Origin of the sequence: Klebsiella sp. 10 (genome assembly GCF_018223925.1) — a bacterium.
In the GTDB taxonomy this organism is placed as follows: domain Bacteria; phylum Pseudomonadota; class Gammaproteobacteria; order Enterobacterales; family Enterobacteriaceae; genus Klebsiella; species Klebsiella pneumoniae.
Genome location: NZ_JAGRRB010000005.1, coordinates 271,948 through 289,596, shown reverse-complemented (window position 1 = coordinate 289,596; position 17,649 = coordinate 271,948). Strand labels below are relative to the sequence as shown.

Annotated in this window: 17 protein-coding genes; 9 read left to right on the top strand and 8 right to left on the bottom strand. The window is 59.0% G+C overall.

Annotation, left to right across the window (positions count from 1 at the left end):
- The first annotated feature begins 45 nt into the window (after positions 1–45).
- From secB to cysE, 3 genes are all read left to right on the top strand, one after another.
- Positions 46–513, top strand: coding sequence for a protein-export chaperone SecB (gene secB / locus KHQ26_RS07225; protein WP_002922428.1), 468 nt, complete (start codon positions 46–48; stop codon positions 511–513).
- On the top strand, positions 513–1,532 hold the full coding sequence (gene gpsA / locus KHQ26_RS07220) for an NAD(P)H-dependent glycerol-3-phosphate dehydrogenase (protein ID WP_002922427.1): 1,020 nt from the start codon (positions 513–515) through the stop codon (positions 1,530–1,532). Before secB ends, gpsA begins: the two co-directional genes overlap by 1 nt.
- Before the next feature lie 73 nt (positions 1,533–1,605).
- Positions 1,606–2,427 (top strand): serine O-acetyltransferase, encoded by an 822-nt coding sequence (gene cysE, locus KHQ26_RS07215; protein WP_002922426.1) that lies wholly within the window; start codon positions 1,606–1,608, stop codon positions 2,425–2,427.
- Between the two features lie 81 nt (positions 2,428–2,508).
- Here cysE and trmL read toward each other — a convergent pair whose 3' ends face one another.
- The 5 genes from trmL to KHQ26_RS07190 all read right to left on the bottom strand — a co-directional run bounded on the left by trmL (position 2,509) and on the right by KHQ26_RS07190 (position 7,332).
- A complete protein-coding gene (trmL, locus tag KHQ26_RS07210) occupies positions 2,509–2,982 on the bottom strand; it encodes a tRNA (uridine(34)/cytosine(34)/5-carboxymethylaminomethyluridine(34)-2'-O)-methyltransferase TrmL (protein ID WP_002922423.1) in 474 nt (157 codons plus the stop codon).
- A gap of 92 nt (positions 2,983–3,074) precedes the next feature.
- Positions 3,075–4,259: an FMN-dependent L-lactate dehydrogenase LldD gene (lldD, locus tag KHQ26_RS07205; protein ID WP_002922420.1), complete on the bottom strand. Its 1,185-nt coding sequence runs from the start codon at positions 4,257–4,259 to the stop codon at positions 3,075–3,077.
- The gene (lldR, locus tag KHQ26_RS07200; protein ID WP_002922415.1) at positions 4,259–5,032 is read right to left on the bottom strand and encodes a transcriptional regulator LldR; all 774 of its coding nucleotides are present in this window, start codon (positions 5,030–5,032) and stop codon (positions 4,259–4,261) included. The genes lldD and lldR overlap by 1 nt, the downstream gene beginning before the upstream one ends.
- Positions 5,029–6,684 (bottom strand): L-lactate permease, encoded by a 1,656-nt coding sequence (gene lldP / locus KHQ26_RS07195; protein WP_002922413.1) that lies wholly within the window; start codon positions 6,682–6,684, stop codon positions 5,029–5,031. Before lldP ends, lldR begins: the two co-directional genes overlap by 4 nt.
- A 285-nt stretch (positions 6,685–6,969) precedes the next feature.
- Complete coding sequence (locus KHQ26_RS07190; RefSeq protein ID WP_002922410.1) at positions 6,970–7,332, bottom strand: YibL family ribosome-associated protein; 363 nt, start codon at positions 7,330–7,332, stop codon at positions 6,970–6,972.
- 272 nt (positions 7,333–7,604) lie between these two features.
- Between KHQ26_RS07190 and KHQ26_RS07185 the strand changes: the two genes are divergently transcribed.
- The gene (locus tag KHQ26_RS07185) at positions 7,605–7,829 is read left to right on the top strand and encodes a hypothetical protein (RefSeq protein ID WP_002922402.1); all 225 of its coding nucleotides are present in this window, start codon (positions 7,605–7,607) and stop codon (positions 7,827–7,829) included.
- Here the strand turns inward: KHQ26_RS07185 and mtlR are convergent.
- From mtlR to mtlA, 3 genes are all read right to left on the bottom strand, one after another.
- Positions 7,818–8,414 carry a mannitol operon repressor MtlR gene (gene mtlR, locus KHQ26_RS07180; protein WP_002922401.1) on the bottom strand — a complete coding sequence of 199 codons (597 nt, stop codon included), beginning with the start codon at positions 8,412–8,414 and terminating at the stop codon, positions 7,818–7,820. The two genes, KHQ26_RS07185 and mtlR, sit on opposite strands and share 12 nt — an antisense overlap.
- A complete protein-coding gene (gene mtlD, locus KHQ26_RS07175; RefSeq protein ID WP_004188149.1) occupies positions 8,414–9,562 on the bottom strand; it encodes a mannitol-1-phosphate 5-dehydrogenase in 1,149 nt (382 codons plus the stop codon). The genes mtlR and mtlD overlap by 1 nt, the downstream gene beginning before the upstream one ends.
- A gap of 100 nt (positions 9,563–9,662) precedes the next feature.
- Positions 9,663–11,570, bottom strand: a complete 1,908-nt coding sequence (gene mtlA, locus KHQ26_RS07170; protein ID WP_002922397.1) for a PTS mannitol transporter subunit IICBA — start codon at positions 11,568–11,570, stop codon at positions 9,663–9,665.
- A 537-nt stretch (positions 11,571–12,107) separates the two neighbouring features.
- Between mtlA and KHQ26_RS07165 the strand changes: the two genes are divergently transcribed.
- From KHQ26_RS07165 to selB, 5 genes are all read left to right on the top strand, one after another.
- Positions 12,108–12,476: a DUF3302 domain-containing protein gene (locus tag KHQ26_RS07165; RefSeq protein ID WP_004152044.1), complete on the top strand. Its 369-nt coding sequence runs from the start codon at positions 12,108–12,110 to the stop codon at positions 12,474–12,476.
- Between the two features lie 3 nt (positions 12,477–12,479).
- Positions 12,480–13,616, top strand: coding sequence for an HlyD family secretion protein (locus KHQ26_RS07160; RefSeq protein ID WP_002922393.1), 1,137 nt, complete (start codon positions 12,480–12,482; stop codon positions 13,614–13,616).
- A gap of 92 nt (positions 13,617–13,708) precedes the next feature.
- Complete coding sequence (locus KHQ26_RS07155; RefSeq protein ID WP_017900037.1) at positions 13,709–14,317, top strand: glutathione S-transferase; 609 nt, start codon at positions 13,709–13,711, stop codon at positions 14,315–14,317.
- A gap of 105 nt (positions 14,318–14,422) precedes the next feature.
- On the top strand, positions 14,423–15,811 hold the full coding sequence (gene selA / locus KHQ26_RS07150; protein ID WP_020804954.1) for an L-seryl-tRNA(Sec) selenium transferase: 1,389 nt from the start codon (positions 14,423–14,425) through the stop codon (positions 15,809–15,811).
- Positions 15,808–17,649, top strand: coding sequence for a selenocysteine-specific translation elongation factor (selB, locus tag KHQ26_RS07145; RefSeq protein ID WP_020804947.1), 1,842 nt, complete (start codon positions 15,808–15,810; stop codon positions 17,647–17,649). The genes selA and selB overlap by 4 nt, the downstream gene beginning before the upstream one ends.

Genomic DNA, 17,649 nt, shown 5'->3' with positions numbered 1-17,649 from the left:
CCTGGCGGAAGCGCGTATTTAAGGACAACACGAAAGGGTTTTACTATGTCAGAACAAAACAGCACCGAAATGACCTTCCAGATCCAGCGTATCTATACCAAAGATATCTCTTTTGAAGCGCCGAACGCGCCGCAAGTTTTCCAGAAAGACTGGCAGCCGGAAGTTAAACTTGATCTGGATACCGCCTCCACCCAGCTGGCTGAAGGCGTTTATGAAGTGGTGCTGCGTGTGACCGTGACCGCTGCGCTGGGCGAAGAAACCGCGTTCCTCTGTGAAGTACAGCAGGGCGGTATTTTCTCCATCGACGGCATCGAAGGCACCCAGATGGCGCACTGCCTCGGCGCATACTGCCCGAACATTCTGTTCCCGTACGCGCGCGAGTGCATCACCAGCCTGGTTTCCCGCGGTACCTTCCCGCAACTTAACCTTGCGCCAGTGAACTTCGACGCGCTGTTCATGAACTATCTGCAGCAGCAGGCTGGCGAAGGTGCTGAACAACATCAGGATGCCTGATGAACGCACTTAATGCTGCAATGACTGTGATCGGTGCCGGCTCTTACGGCACCGCTCTTGCCATCACCCTGGCAAGAAATGGCCACCACGTTGTGCTGTGGGGCCATGACCCGAAACATATCGCGACGCTGCAACACGATCGCTGCAACGCCGCGTTCCTTCCCGATGTGCCTTTCCCGGATACGCTGCATCTTGAGAGCGACCTGGCCACCGCGCTGGCCGCCAGCCGCGACATCCTTGTCGTGGTGCCGAGCCATGTATTCGGTCAGGTGTTACGCCAGATTAAACCGCTGATGCGTTCCGACGCGCGGCTGGTGTGGGCCACCAAAGGCCTGGAGGCCGAAACCGGCCGTCTGCTGCAGGACGTGGCGCGTGAAGCGCTGGGCGATGATATTCCGCTGGCGGTGATCTCGGGGCCAACCTTCGCCAAAGAGCTGGCCGCCGGCCTGCCGACGGCGATTTCGCTGGCGGCCACGGATCCGCAGTTTGCGGAAGACCTTCAGCGCCTACTGCACTGCGGCAAAAGCTTCCGCGTCTACATCAACCCGGACTTTATCGGCGTGCAGCTCGGCGGCGCGGTGAAAAACGTCATTGCCATCGGGGCAGGTATGTCGGACGGCATCGGCTTCGGCGCCAATGCGCGTACGGCGCTGATTACCCGTGGGCTGGTGGAAATGTCCCGCCTCGGCGCGGCGCTGGGCGCCGATCCGGAAACCTTTATGGGCATGGCCGGCCTCGGTGACCTGGTGCTCACCTGCACCGACAACCAGTCCCGTAACCGTCGCTTCGGCATGATGCTCGGCCAGGGTATGGACGTGCAGAGCGCCCAGGACAAGATTGGCCAGGTGGTTGAAGGCTACCGCAATACCAAGGAAGTTCGCGTTCTGGCACAGCGTTTAGGTGTCGAAATGCCAATAACCGAGGAAATTTATCAGGTATTGTATTGCGGAAAAATTGCGCGCGAGGCAGCATTGACCTTATTGGGTCGCGCCCGCAAGGACGAGCGCAGCAGCAATTAGCTTTCCTTTGTCACCTGAATGACCCTGCCAGCGCAGAACTGGCAGGTCATTACTATATCGCCTGGAGTATGCAATGCCGTGTGAAGAACTGGATATCGTCTGGAATAATATTAAAGCCGAAGCCCGGGCTTTGGCTGACTGTGAGCCGATGCTCGCCAGTTTTTACCACGCAACGCTACTCAAGCATGAAAATCTCGGCAGCGCGCTGAGCTATATGCTGGCCAACAAGCTGGCTTCCCCGATTATGCCGGCGATCGCCATTCGCGAAGTGGTGGAAGAGGCCTACGCCGCCGATCCGGAAATGATCGCCTCCGCCGCCTGCGATATTCAGGCGGTGCGCACGCGCGACCCGGCGGTGGATAAATACTCCACGCCGTTGCTCTATCTGAAGGGTTTCCATGCCCTGCAGGCCTATCGTATCGGCCACTGGCTGTGGACTCAGGGGCGACGCGCGCTGGCGATTTTCCTGCAAAATCAGGTCTCCGTCTCTTTCCAGGTGGATATCCACCCGGCGGCGAAAATCGGCCGCGGGATCATGCTCGACCATGCCACCGGCATTGTGGTCGGCGAAACGGCGGTGATTGAAGATGACGTCTCTATTCTGCAGTCGGTCACCCTCGGCGGGACCGGTAAAACCAGCGGCGACCGTCATCCGAAAATTCGCGAAGGCGTAATGATTGGCGCCGGGGCGAAGATCCTCGGCAATATTGAAGTCGGGCGTGGCGCGAAGATTGGCGCCGGTTCGGTGGTATTGCAGCCGGTTCCGCCGCACACCACCGCGGCGGGCGTACCGGCGCGTATCGTCGGCAAGCCGGAGAGCGACAAGCCGGCGATGGATATGGATCAGCATTTCAACGGCATCCACCACACCTTCGAGTACGGCGACGGGATTTGATGTATTGCCATTTGCCGCTGCTAAGCACAGAAATGTAGCCCGGATAAGGCGCAACGCGCCGTAATCCGGGAACCGCTCAGGTTAGCTGCGCAAGACCGCGCCAGGATACCCCAGCTGGCGCCAGGCTTCATACACCACCACCGACACCGCGTTTGACAGGTTCATACTGCGGCTGTCCGGCATCATCGGAATACGGATTTTCTGCTCCGGCGGCAGGGCATCGAGGATGCTGGCCGGCAGACCGCGGGTTTCCGGGCCAAACATCAAGAAATCGCCGTCCTGATAGCTCACTGCGCTGTGCGCAGGCGTGCCTTTGGTGGTCAGGGCGAACAGACGCTGCGGCTGCGCGCTGGCGACAAACGCCGCGTAATCCGCATGGCGCTGCACGGCAGTGAACTCGTGATAGTCCAGTCCGGCGCGTCTCAGGCGTTTATCGTCCCAGGTGAAGCCCATCGGCTCAATGATATGCAGACTGAAGCCCGTGTTGGCGCACAGGCGGATAATATTCCCGGTGTTCGGCGGGATCTCTGGTTCGAATAACACGATGTTCAACATACTGCCCCCTTAATTGCGGGGGGCAGAATAGCAGATATTTGTTGAACCCTCACCCTGAGGGAGAGGGGCGGCGTAAGGGAAAACGTGGAGAACTACGCGGCGTTATTCTGCTTCAGCGCATCGAAGGTCTGCAGCGCTTCGGCGTTCTGCACCAGCGAATCACGGCTGATTTCACGGATGCTTTTCGCCCCGGTGAGGGTCATCGCCACTTTCATCTCTTTCTCGATGAGGTTCAGCAGATTCGCCACGCCCTGCTTACCGTGGGTCGCCAGGGCGTACAGGTAAGCGCGGCCCAGTAGCACGCTGTCGGCGCCCAGAGCGATCATCCGTACCACGTCGAGCCCGTTACGGATGCCGCTGTCGGCGAGAATAGTGATGTCGCCTTTCACCGCGTCGGCAATTGCCGGCAGGGCGCGGGCCGAGGAGAGCACGCCATCGAGCTGGCGGCCGCCGTGGTTGGAGACGACAATGCCGTCAGCGCCGAAGCGCACCGCATCGCGGGCGTCCTCCGGATCGAGGATCCCTTTGATCACCATCGGACCGTCCCAGAAATCGCGGATCCACTCCAGGTCTTTCCATGAAATCGACGGATCGAAGTTATTCGCCAGCCAGCCAATGTAATCCTCAAGCCCGGTCGGTTTGCCGAGATAGGCGGAGATATTGCCCAGATCGTGCGGGCGACCGTTAAGGCCGACGTCCCACGCCCACTGCGGATGGGTGACGGCCTGCCAGTAGCGGCGCAGGGCGGCGTTCGGGCCGCTCATGCCTGAATGGGCGTCGCGGTAGCGGGCGCCGGGAGTCGGCATATCGACGGTAAAGACCAGCGTCGAGCAGCCCGCGGCTTTGGCGCGCTCCAGCGCATTGCGCATAAAGCCGCGGTCGCGCAGGACATACAGCTGGAACCACATCGGGCGCTTGATGGTCGGGGCGACCTCTTCGATCGGGCAGACGGAAACGGTAGAGAGGGTGAACGGAATGCCTTTGTCGTCCGCCGCGCCGGCGGCCTGCACTTCGCCGCGGCGGGCGTACATCCCGCACAGCCCGACCGGCGCCAACGCCGTCGGCATCGCCAGCTTCTCGTTGAATAACGTCGTTTCCAGACTCAGGTCCGACATATTGCGCAAAATACGCTGGCGCAAGGCTACATCGGAAAGGTCCTCGACGTTGCGGCGCAGGGTATGTTCGGCGTAGGCGCCGCCGTCAATATAGTGGAACAGAAACGGCGGCAGGATACGCTGTGCGGCGGCGCGATAGTCGCTGGCGGCGGAAATAATCATCACGAGTTCTCCCTGGAATTTTCATTGTGGTCACCGGGCAGGCGGGTAATTCGCGCCTGGCGGGCCTGGTCTTCATCAAAACGTTTGATGGTGGCGTGGACAAAGCCTAAGTGGCCCATCATCGCCTGGCGCGCCGCCTCGGCGTCGCCGGCGACAATCGCCTCCATGACGGCCTGGTGCTGTTCGGTCAGGCGGGCAAACACCGGCGGCACCTGATACATGCGCTGGCGGCTCTGCTTAACGGAGGAGTGCAGCAGGTCGAAAAAGCCGCGCATGGTTTGCAGGAGCACCACGTTATGCGAGGCTTCGGCGATCGCCAGGTGAAAGCGGACATCCGCCTGCGAGGCGATATCCGGGTCTTCACTCTGGGTCGCTTCAAAGCACAGACGAATTTTTTCTTTATCGGCGTCGGTGGCGCGCATCGCCGCGTGCCACGCGGTGCTGGCTTCGATGGCGTGGCGGGCTTCGAGGATATCGAAGCTGTAGTCCGGGTCATCGGCCAGCAGCGTCTTCAGCGGCTGGACGATGTTTTGCTCTGACCACGGCTCATGCTGAAAGCGGACGAAGGTGCCGCCGCCGCGACGGCTCAACAGCACCCCTTCATTGACCAGCATCGCCAGCGCTTCGCGCAGGGAATTGCGTGAGACGCCGAGCTGGGCGGCGAGCTGGCGCTCGGCGGGCAGTCGCATGCCCGCCTCCAGTTGTTGTTCTTCAATCAGCGCCCGGACGCGACGCGCCACGTCGTCGGCCAGGCGTTTAGGCATCACTATCACGGGATCATCCAGGTTAAAACGTAGGCCTGCAGCGTGGTGATCAGCCCCACCATGCAGGTGAAGATCAGGCTGTGTTTGACGGTAAAGCGGAACAGATCCGACTCTTTGCCCACCAGGCCTACCGCGGCGCAGGCGATGGCGATCGACTGCGGGGAAATCATCTTGCCGGTAACGCCGCCGGTGGTATTAGCCGCGACCAGCAGAATATCGGAGACGCCAATCTGCTGCGCCGCCGTTGCCTGCAGCGCGGCGAACAGGGCGTTAGACGAGGTGTCCGAACCGGTCAGGAATACCCCCAGCCAGCCAAGGAACGGCGAGAAGAAGGTAAACGCGTGGCCGGTATGGGCCAGCGCCAGGGCCAGGGTCGACGACAGCCCGGAATAGTTAGAGATAAAGGCGAACGCCAGCACCATGCCGATAGAGTAGATCGGCAGCGCCAGATCCTTCAGCGTCCCGGCGAAGGTGGTCAGCGCATCTTTCGGCTTCATGCGCAGCCAGACGATGGACAGCAGGGCGGCGAACAGAATGGCGGTGCCGGTTGCCGACAGCCAGTCGAATTTATACACCGCGGCGTAGGGCGTCGCGGCGCTAACCACCGGCGGCATACGGGCAACCATTTTGTCGAGGAATGGTACCGAAATATTGATAACGAAGTCATACATCGCGCCGCCAGGAGCGAACAGCGCTTTGAATGGCGGCACGCTCCACAGGGTCACGGTGGCGGTCAGGAACAGGAACGGCGACCAGGCGCGGATCACTTGTCCCGCCGTGTAGCGTGTGCGGGCCAGCGTCATATCCACCTGCGAGGCGCCGAGATCGCCGAAGCGGAAGATGCGTACCGGCTGCCAGCGTTTGAGGAACAGGGTCAGACAGACCAGGGAGACCAGCGACGAGATGATATCCGGCAGCTCCGGGCCAAGGAAGTTAGAGCTGAGGTACTGGGCAATAGCGAACGAACCGCCTGCGACTATCACCGCCGGCCAGGTCTCTTTAATGCCGCGCCAGCCATCCATAATCGCCATGATCCAGAACAGCACGATAATGGTCAGGAACGGCAGCTGGCGGCCCACCATCTGGCCGATGGCGAAGCTATCGATACCGGTCACCTGGCCGGCGACCAGAATCGGGATGCCCATCGCGCCGAAGGCCACCGGCGCGGTGTTGACGATCAGGCACAGGCCAGCCGCATACAGCGGGTTAAACCCGAGACCAACCAGCAGCGCGGCGGTAATCGCGACCGGTGCGCCGAAACCCGCCGCTCCTTCGAGAAAGGCGCCGAACGAGAAGCCGACGATCAGCATCTGCAGGCGCTGGTCCGGCGTAATCGACAGAATCGATGAGCGGATGATGTCGAACTGTCCGGTCTTCACCGAGATTTTATAGACGAAGACCGCGGCGATAATAATCCACGCGATAGGCCACAGGCCGTAGAAGAAGCCGTAGACCACCGAGGCTAAGGCGCGGTCCACCGGCATTTTATAGAACAGTAAGGCAACGACCAGCGCGATTGCGACGGTCCAGGTGGCAGCGATGTAGCCTTTGAGTTTGAGCTTAATCAGCGCAAAAAAGAAAAACAGAATCGGTAGCGATGCGATAAGACTGGATAGCCAGATATTACCGGCGGGATCGTAGTTTTGTTGCCAGAGATTCATGCAGGGTCTCCATCGGGCCGCCAGGAGAGGAGGGCTGAGTCTGCGCTCATTGCCGATCCCACCGAAGGTAAAATTGGCCCGGCCAATTAAGGGTATCAGGGTTGATGACAACGAATGGTTAATCAGATGTTGCTCACAAGCAACGGGTTTGTGATGGGTTTTGACGGATTTGTGAACTGCCAGGGGGTGGATGAAATTATTGGTTGGACCAATCGACCCGGCTGAAGGTAAAAATGTGGGGGAGTGAAGACAGAATAGCCCTCTCCGTACGGAGAGGGCTGGGGATCAAAATTCGCTGCGGGCGAAACCGGTCATCTCTTTCAGACCCATTTCCCGGCCCAGGGCGGTCATCGGATGGACAACCACCAGGCCGCGAACGCTTTTCTTCAGCTTGCCCATATCGGCCTGCTCTTTTTTGGTAATCGCGCGGCGGAACGGCAGGCTCATCAGCTTCTGCGCCTCTTTGCTCAGCTTCTGGCTCTGGACGGAACGCAGACGTTCAATCTCCGTTTCCAGAGTGGCTTTTTCTTTTTCCAGTTCAGCGTATTTATCGGCGGCTTCCACCAGCGACAGCTCGGCCTGCTGGTGGCGGATGGCGTCGAGACGATCGCTCAGACGCTTGATTTCATTCTTTTCGACTTCTTTCATGGTGATTTGATCTGTTAATAAAGGGGCTTCATTCGCCTATAGTATGTGCCGTGACCGCTATTGTTGATAGCTATTTATCAAAAATTCGCCGTTTGTCGCCCGCGGAATGCAATATCATTTATCGCTAATAATTTGAATTTTATTAATATTCCGCCTAATACCCGTTCTAATTTCATTTCTGTGAAGCCTGTCGGCAGATAAGCACGTTTTCCTTAACCCACGCTGGTGAATTGGCTAATGCTTAATCAGATTATTCCCAAAAGGAGGACGTGATGGCAAAGATCGGCGACGGCGTACCACGTTTAATCGACAAAGCGGTTGATTTTATGGCTTCCAGTCAGGCGTTTATGGAGTATTTGAAAAAGTCTCCGCGTCTGCAGCATGTACCGCGAGACATTCCTCAGGATAAGGAAGCGTTGTTCCTGCAGCGTCTGGAATATTATCGTCAGCTTTACCGGCCGACCTGCGACCAGACGGAACCGGAATCAGAGCGTTGATTTCTGAAAGGCTTTTTTTAAGCTGATTCGTGAAATCAGCTCAGTCAGGGACAGCACCATCGTTGAGCGCACCATCTGCTGGTAACGCAGTTTCTGCATTGCCAGCAGTTCGGCATCGCTGTCATCAAATTGCGGCGTTGGCGGCAGGGCGGCGACGCAGTGCAGCTCGCCGAACGGACCGATAATTTCGTCGTCGGTAAAGCTGTACTCATTGCCGTCGTGGTTAAGCTCTTCGCGCAGGGCCATCAGCAGCTCAGCGTCTTCATATTCGGCACGACTTATCACCCCAAGGCCATAAATCAGCTTCAGGCGTACAGAGAGATCGCCGAGCGGCCCGCTGCCCTCCAGCAAGGGCTCGACGGCGTATTTCACCGCGTAGTCGTCTTTACGGAACACCTGAAGCACCAGAATATTGACCGCTTCCGTTAACAGCTCGACGGTGGCGATCAGGAAGCTTCGTACGGTTTTGCCAGCATTCAGACGCTCAAGCACACGGTTTTCAAATGCTTGTGTTTCTTCCATCATTGCCTGCATATCTGACAGGAGTCGTAATGGGCGCGACGTTGGTCGCGCCAGGTTGTGCATCATTTTTCCGCGTTGTAGTCGTTAACGGCCTCCGCGACGACATCACTTGCGGCATCCAGGCCGGAAATCTGCGCCAGCGCGGCCTGCGGCCCCTTGTCGGCGATCAGTGCCGCCAGCTCCTGCGCCTGCGGATCGTCTTCGCTACGGAAATGCATCGCCGCCGCAATCCCTTTCACCAGGTTGCGGTGCGGCAGCCCGTATTCCAGTGTACCCAGCAGCGGCTTAATTAAACGGTCGCCAGCGCTCAGTTTGCGCAGCGGCTGACGGCCAACGCGCTCAACATCGTCTTTCAGGTACGGGTTCTCGAAACGGCCAAGTATTTTCTGGATATAAGCCGCGTGCTTCTGCGGGTCAAAGGCGTAACGTTTGATCAGCACCGCGCCGCTCTCTTCCATCGCGCCCTGCACGACGGCACGAATTTTCTTGTCGAGGATCGCGTCGCGAATCGTCTGATGGCCCGCCAGTTTTCCGAGGTAGGCGGTTATAGCATGCCCGGTGTTCAAGGTGAAGAGCTTGCGTTCGACAAATGCCATCAGGTTATCAGTTAATTCCATTCCCGGGATAGTCGGCAGCGCGCCCTTGAACTGAGTCTTATCGACAATCCATTCGCTAAAGGTTTCCACGGTGACTTCCAGCGGGTCATGAGTGGCGGAAGCCGATGGCGGCACAATACGGTCAACGGCAGAGTCGACAAAGCCGATATGCGCTTCCACCCACGCTTTATCTTCTTCCGCCAGCGCGTTAAACACGTGGCCTTTTAACTGCGTGGTGCCGCGCACCATATTTTCGCAGGCGATGATGTTCAGCGGGCGTTCGGTGCCCTGCGCTTTGCGCTGCGCCAGCCCTTTGGCGATCGCTGGCGCGATGCGCTCGAGCACGACGGGACCGACGGCGGTGGTGACCAGATCCACTTCAGCGATCAGGTCCACAACCTCATCGCCGATGCTGCTGACGGCATTGACGCCGGAGACAGTATCCACTTGCTCATTCTCACCGACGACGTGAACCTGATAGCTATGACGGGCATTCAGGGCATCAAGTAAGGTCTGATTGACATCGGCGAACGTCAGTTCAATGCCCGCGTCGGCCAGCAATTTACCGATAAAGCCACGTCCGATATTACCTGCGCCAAAATGTAATGCTTTCATAGTATTAACCTTCAATTAATGTTTTCACCTGAGAGGGCTGGGGTGAGGCCTTTCCCCTCACCCCAACCCTCTCCCAAAGGAGAGGGTTGGATAGCGCTGATTATTTATTTAACAGTGCCAGAACTTCGTCGACGCTGGTGGTTTTCGCCAGGCGCTCAATCACGGTTTCGTCATCCAGCGCGTTAGTCAGACTGGTGATAACCTGAATGTGCTCGTTATTACGAGCGGCGATGCCGATGACCAGACGCGCGACTTCATCTTCTTCTTCACCGAAGCGCACGCCTTCCGGGTACTGGCAGAAGACGACGCCGGTTTTCAGCACGCGGTCCTTCGCTTCGATGGTGCCGTGCGGTACCGCAATGGACTCGCCGAGATAGGTCGAGGTCAGTTTTTCGCGGTCCAGCATCGCCTGCACATATTCCGGCTCAACGTAACCGCCTTTCACCAGCTGCTCACCGGCGAAGCGAATCGCTTCTTCTTTGGTGGCTGCTTTGCGACCGAGGAAGATGTTATCCGCGCCCAGCTGGAACAGGTTGTTGTTAGTATCGTCAAAGCTGTCTTTCAGGCTATCGGTGACTTTGACTTCGTTGTCGATGTGGCGCTGGGCCGCGACCAGGCGCTCGGTCAGGCTGGTGTACAGACCGCTGTCGAGGAAGTTGGTCAGCGAAATATGCTGCGCCTGAGGCACCTGGCGCATGGCGCGCTCGGTAAGGTCGCGGTGGGTGATGACCAGGTCAACATCCGGCGGCAGGTTATTGATTGCGCTGTTGGTGACCGAGATGTTGCTCAGCCCGGCATCCTGCACTTTCTTGCGCAGTACCCCGGCGCCCATGGCGCTGGAACCCATCCCGGCGTCGCAGGCGACGATGATTTTACGCACATGGCTCAGGTCGTTGGTGACATTACCGGCCGCCAGCGGGCTGGCGCCTTTGGATTCCGCTTTCATGTCATGCATACGACGCGTTGCGGCTTCGATATCGTCTTCTTCTTTAACTTTGCTGGTCTTGAGCAGAACCGCAGAGACCACGAAGGAGACCGCCATCGCTGCGATAATCGCGGCGATGTTAGCGAAGTAGGCGCCTTTCGGCGTCATCGCCAGTACCGCCAGGATAGAGCCTGGGGAAGCCGGGGAAACCAGACCGCCATTGAGGATAGTCAGGGTGAAGACACCGGTCATCCCGCCGAGGATAACGGCCAGGATCAGGCGCGGGTTCATCAGCACGTACGGGAAGTAGATTTCATGGATACCACCCAGGAAGTGGATGATAGCCGCCCCGCCTGCAGACTGTTTTGCGCTGCCGCGGCCAAAGAACATGTACGCCAGCAGAACGCCCATCCCTGGACCCGGGTTAGCTTCAATCAGGAAGAAGATGGATTTACCCAGCTCGTGGGACTGCTGAATACCCAGCGGCGAGAAGATACCGTGGTTGATGGCGTTGTTAAGGAACAGGATTTTTGCCGGTTCGACGAAGATAGACGCCAGCGGCAGCATGTCGTGCGCCACCATAAAGTTAACGCCAGCCGCCAGAATTTTCGACAGAACTTCGACCGCCGGGCCAATGCCGAGGAAGGCCAGAATGGCGAGGATCATCCCGATGATGCCGGCGGAGAAGTTATTCACCAGCATTTCAAAACCGGATTTGATCTTACCGTCTACCCAGTTATCGAACTTCTTGATGCAGTAGCCGCCCAGCGGGCCGGCAATCATGGAGCCGAGGAACATCGGCATATCCGCGCCGACGATAACGCCCATGGTGGTGATCGCCCCGACCACGCCACCACGTTCGCCGCCGACTAATTTACCGCCGGTGTAACCGATCAGCAGCGGCAGCAGGTAGGTGATCATCGGACCGACCAGCTTCGCCAGCGTTTCGTTTGGCAACCACCCTGTCGGAATGAAAAGCGCGGTGATGATACCCCACGCGATAAACGCGCCGATATTCGGCATCACCATATTGCTGAGGAAACGACCAAAGCTTTGCACCTTGATCTTGATATCGGATGACATAAAACACCCCTTCTTCTGTTTTGCGTATCGCGCAGGCTTAAAGCCCGAGGTTTGTTGTTAATGTGGCGGCAGAGGTAGCCGGGCCCTGATTGATAGTGCGAAATCTGGCACTGAATCGTTTAGCTGTCCAGCTAGCGCCCTTTTGTGTGATACGGATCACATGAATATAGGGGGCAAAGCGCTTTTTGTAGTGATGCTGATCACATAATTCCTGTGTAAAAAAACAACACAGCGCCTTTTTAGCCGCTGATCTGCCTTTTTGTGTGATATTTGTCACAATTTTGTTTCGTGGTTTTGTTGTTTGTTTGTGATTTTGATCACAAAGAATTTCACGGTGGATTTTTGCCGCTGTGATCTCGGCCCGGTTTTGCGGCCAGGGCGAGATGGCTCTGTAACTAAGCAACCTTAACTGCCGAATAACTTTTTTACGCCGGATGGCAAAAATGAAAGGCGTGAATTATGCTCAAAATAGCGGCCCGAATGTCAGTGGGTCGTGAATAAAATTCATATAAATTATTAGCGTAAAGCCAGGGAATTATGTTTCTCAATTATTTTGCGCTGGGCGTTCTGATCTTCGTTTTTCTGGTCATTTTTTATGGGATTATCATTATTCACGATATTCCTTATTTGATCGCCAAAAAACGCAACCACCCTCATTCCGATGCTATTCATGTCGCCGGATGGGTCAGTCTTTTTACTCTCCACGTCATCTGGCCGTTTTTATGGATTTGGGCCACGTTGTACCAGCCTGAGCGCGGCTGGGGCATGCAGCATAAGGCGAATACGGCCCCTGACGAACCTGAAAAAGAGACCGATATACAACAGCTTCGCCAACGACTGAGCGACCTTGAACACCAGGTGGCGGCCATCCAGCGGCCGCAGTCCACCTCTGCGGCGGAGAAATAATCTATGGATCTGTTGATAATTTTGACCTACGTGGCCATCGCCTGGTCGATATTTAAAATCTTCAAAATACCGGTAAATAAATGGACGGTACCTACCGCGGCGCTGGGGGGCGTATTTATTGTTAGCGCGCTTATTTTATTAATGAACTATAACCACCCTTACACCTTTCTGGCGCAAAAGGCGGTGATATCTATTCCTATTACGCCGCAGGTTACCGGAGTGGTTAACAGCGTCACCGACAAAGCGAATCAGCGCGTCAAAAAGGGTGAGGTGCTTTTTACTATTGACCCGGCGCGCTATCAGGCGCGGGTCGACCGTCTGCAGGCCGACCTGGTGACGGCGCTGCACAGTATTAACACCCTCAAAGCGCAGCTCTCTGAAGCCCAGGCCAACACCACCCGCGTGTCGGCGGAACGCGATCGCTTATACAAGGACTATCAGCGCTACCTGAAAGGGAGCCAGGCGCGGGTGAACCCGTTCTCGGAAAGCGACATCGATAACGCCAGGCAGAATTACCTTGCCCAGGACGCGCTGGTCAAGGCGTCGGTGGCGGAGCAGGCGCAGATCCAGAGCCAGCTGGACAGCATGATCAACGGCGAGCAGTCGCAAGTGGCCAGCCTGCGCGCCCAGTTGGCGGAGGCGAAATATAATCTCGATCAGACCACCGTGCGGGCGCCAAGCGATGGGTATATCACCCAGGTGCTGATCCGTCCGGGGACCTATGCCGCCTCGCTGCCGCTGCGTCCGGTGATGGTGTTTATCCCCGAGCAAAAACGGCTGATCGTCGCCCAGTTTCGGCAAAATTCCCTGTTAAGGCTGGAGAAAGGCGACGACGCGGAAGCGGTGTTTAACGCCCTGCCCGGACAGGTATTCCACGGCAAACTGGTGAGCATTTTACCGGTGGTGCCGGGGGGAACCTATCAGGCGCAGGGGGCGTTGCAGTCGCTGACCGTGACGCCGGGCAGCGATGGCGTGCTGGCGACCATTGAGCTCGATCCGAATGCCGAAATCGATGCACTACCCGATGGCATCTATGCGCAGGTGGCGGTCTACTCCGACCATTTCGCCCACGTTTCGGTGATGCGTAAAGTGCTGCTGCGGATGACCAGCTGGATGCACTACCTCTATCTCGACCATTAATGCGATCGGCGGCAGGTTGAGCGGGATGCTCACCTGCCTTTTACCTCGCCCTGAGCCATACTCATATCTTTGTTGGCGATAAGGAGCAGGCTATGAAACTGATCGGCAGCTACACCAGTCCCTTTGTGCGCAAAATATCGGTGATCTTGCTGGAAAAGCGCATCCCTTTTGAATTTGTCAACGAATCCCCCTACAGCGAAAGCAACGGCGTGTCGCGCTATAACCCGCTGGGCAAAGTGCCGGCGCTGGTGACAGATGACGGCGAATGCTGGTTTGATTCTCCGGTTATCGCGCAGTATCTCGAGCTGCTGGGCGTGGCGCCGCCGATGATTCCCGCCGATCCCAGAGCCGCTCTCAGGATGCGCCAGCTTGAGGCGCTGGCAGATGGGGTGATGGAGGCCGCCCAGGCGCTGGTGCGCGAAAAAGCTCGCCCTGCGGCCCAACAGTCAGAGCAAGAGCTGCTCCGCCAGCGGGAGAAAGTGGCGCGCGGCCTCGACAGGCTGGAAGCCTGCGCGGCGGACGGAACGCTACGCGGTGACGAGGTCAATCTGGCGACCATCTCTACGGCCTGCGCCATTGCCTACCTGAACTTTCGCCGGGTGGCGCCGGGCTGGTGCGCCACCCGGCCGCAGTTGGTGAAGTTGGTGGATGCGCTGTTCCAGCGCGCCAGCTTTGCGCGCACCGAACCGCCGCGGACTTGACCCAGGCAGGTAACAGTTTGCGCAAGGAGGCGTTACAATCGCCGCTGATTGTTGACTCCCTCTCCCGTCGGGAGGGGGGAAAATAACTTACCGCCAGGCCCATTCATGACTACCGAAATTCGTGCGCTTTATACCCGGCTTCCGGCCATTGACCGCTTACTCCGCGACCCCGCTTTTTCCTCCCTGCTGGCGCAGCACGGCCATTCGCAGGTGGTGACGCAGCTGCGCCAGATGCTGGACGAGGCGCGGGAACAGATCCGCCAGTGTCAGACACTGCCTGACTGGAGCCATGACTGGCTGCACGCCTGTGAGCAGCGGCTCACCGCCGGCCAGCGGAGCGCCCTGCGTCCGGTGTTTAATCTCACCGGTACGGTATTGCATACCAATCTGGGGCGCGCCATCCAGGCGGAGTCGGCCGTGGAGGCGGTTGCCAGCGCGATGCGCGCGCCGGTGACGCTCGAATATGATCTCGACGACGCCGGGCGCGGCCATCGCGATCGCGCCATTGCCGATCTGCTGTGCCAGATCACCGGCGCGGAAGATGCCTGTATCGTGAACAACAACGCGGCGGCCGTTCTGCTGATGCTGGCGGCCACCGCCAGCGGTCGCGAAGTGGTGGTCTCTCGCGGCGAACTGGTGGAGATCGGCGGGGCATTTCGCATCCCCGACGTGATGCGCCAGGCGGGTTGCCAGCTGCAAGAAGTGGGTACCACCAACCGCACCCATGCCAAAGATTATCGCCAGGCGGTGAATGACAATACCGCGCTGCTGATGAAGGTCCACACCAGCAACTACAGTATTGAGGGCTTTACCAAAGCCGTCGACGAAGCGGAGCTGGCGGCCATTGGCCGCGAACTGGATGTTCCGGTGGTAGCCGACCTGGGCAGCGGGTCGCTGGTGGATCTCAGTCAGTATGGCCTGCCAAAGGAGCCGATGCCGCAGGAGATGATCGCCGCCGGGGTGAGCCTGGTCAGTTTCTCCGGCGACAAGCTGCTCGGTGGCCCGCAGGCCGGGATTATCGTCGGCAAACGCGCGCTGATTGCCCAGCTGCAAAGCCATCCGCTGAAGCGGGCCCTGCGCGCCGATAAAATGACCCTCGCGGCGCTGGAGGCTACGCTGCGCCTCTATCAGCACCCGGAGGCGCTGAGGGAGAAATTGCCGACGCTGCGCCTGCTCACCCGTCCGGCGGAGGAGATCCGCCGGCTGGCTGAACGCCTGCAGCCTGACCTGGCGGCACACTATGCTGATTTTGCCGTCAGCGTGGCAGCCTGCCAGTCGCAGATTGGCAGCGGCTCGTTACCCGTCGACCGCCTGCCCAGCGCGGCGTTGACCTTTACCCCGCATGACGGCCGCGGTAGCTGGCTGGAGGCGCTGGCGGCCCGCTGGCGCGCGCTGCCGTGTCCGGTGATTGGCCGCATTTATGACGGTCGGCTCTGGCTGGACCTGCGCTGTCTGGAAGATGAAACCCGCTTTATGGAGATGTTGTTACGATGATTATTGCCACCGCTGGACATGTTGACCACGGCAAAACGACGCTGCTGCAGGCGATAACCGGCGTGAATGCCGATCGTTTGCCGGAGGAGAAAGCGCGGGGAATGACGATCGATCTCGGCTATGCCTACTGGCCGCAGCCGGACGGGCGGGTGCTGGGATTTATTGACGTTCCCGGGCACGAAAAGTTTTTGTCCAACATGCTGGCGGGGGTGGGCGGTATTGACCATGCGCTGCTGGTGGTGGCCTGCGATGACGGGGTGATGGCGCAAACCCGCGAACACCTGGCGATCCTGCAGCTGACCGGAAAGCCGACGCTGACCGTGGCGCTGACCAAAACGGACCGCGTGGCGGCCGCCAGGGTGGCGGAGGTTCAGGCAGAGGTCGAGCAGACCCTGGGCGAGCTGGGCTTTGACGCCGTCGCTTTCTTTCCCACCGCGGCGGCGGAAAACATCGGTATTGCGGAACTGCGCAGCCATCTGCTGCAGCTTGCGGAGCGCCCCCGCCCGCAGCAGCAGCGGTTTCGCCTGGCGCTGGACCGCGCTTTTACCGTCAAAGGCGCGGGGCTGGTGGTCACCGGGACGGCGCTCTCCGGCGAAGTACGGGTCGGGGATACCCTATGGCTTACCGGCGTCAACACGCCGATGCGCGTCCGCAGCCTGCATGCCCAGAATCAAGCGGTTGAGCAGGCGCACGCCGGGCAGCGCATTGCGCTGAATATTGTCGGCGATGCGCAAAAAGAGGCAGTGCACCGCGGCGACTGGCTGCTCTCCTCACCACCGCCGGAGCCAGCAGAACGGGTGATTGTCGAGCTGCAGTGCCATACGCCGCTCAGCCAGTGGCAGCCGCTGCATATTCACCATGCTGCCAGCCACATTACCGGCCGGGTGTCGCTTCTTGAGGGCAACCTGGCGGAGCTGGTGCTGGATACTCCGCTGTGGCTGGCGGATAACGACCGGCTGGTGCTCCGCGATATCTCTGCTCGCTTGACGCTGGCGGGCGCACGGGTGGTGACGCTGGATCCTCCGCGTCGCGGCAAACGTAAACCGGAATATCTGCAGTGGCTGCACGCCCTGGCAGCGGTCGGCGCTGACGATGCGCAGGCGCTGGAGCTGCATCTGCAGCGGGATGCCGTCCGGCTTGAGCACTTCGCCTGGGCGCGGCAGCTCAGCGAAGCCGGAATGGCGGCCCTGATCCAGCGACCGGACTATCTGCAGGCCGGACAGCGCCTGCTTAGCGCGCCGCTTGCCGCCCGCTGGCAGCGAAAATTGCTGGATGCCCTTGCGCGCTACCATGAGCAGCATCGAGACGAGCCGGGCCCTGGCCGGGAGCGCCTGCGCCGCATCGCGCTGCCGATGGAAGATGAAGCGCTGGTGCTGCTGCTGATTGAGCAGATGCGCGAGAGCGGCTTAGTCCACAGCCATCACGGCTGGCTGCATTTGCCGGAGCATAAAGCCGGGTTTACCGACGAGCAGCAGGCGGTCTGGCAGAAGGTGGAGACTCTGTTCGGCGACGATCCGTGGTGGGTGCGCGATCTTGCGCGCGAAGTCCATGTTGAAGAGTCCCTGATGCGCGCGGTGCTGCGCCAGGCGGCGCAGCAGGGGATGATTACTGCGATCGTCAAGGATCGTTACTACCGCAACGATCGCATTGTGCAGTTCGCCCAGCGGGTGCGCGAGCTGGATCGGCTGCGCGGTTCAACCTGCGCGGCGGATTTCCGCGATACCTTAAACGTAGGGCGGAAGCTGGCGATTCAGATCCTGGAGTATTTCGATCGGATTGGCTTCACCCGCCGTCGCGGCAACGATCATATCCTGCGCGATAAGGCATTGTTCCGGTAA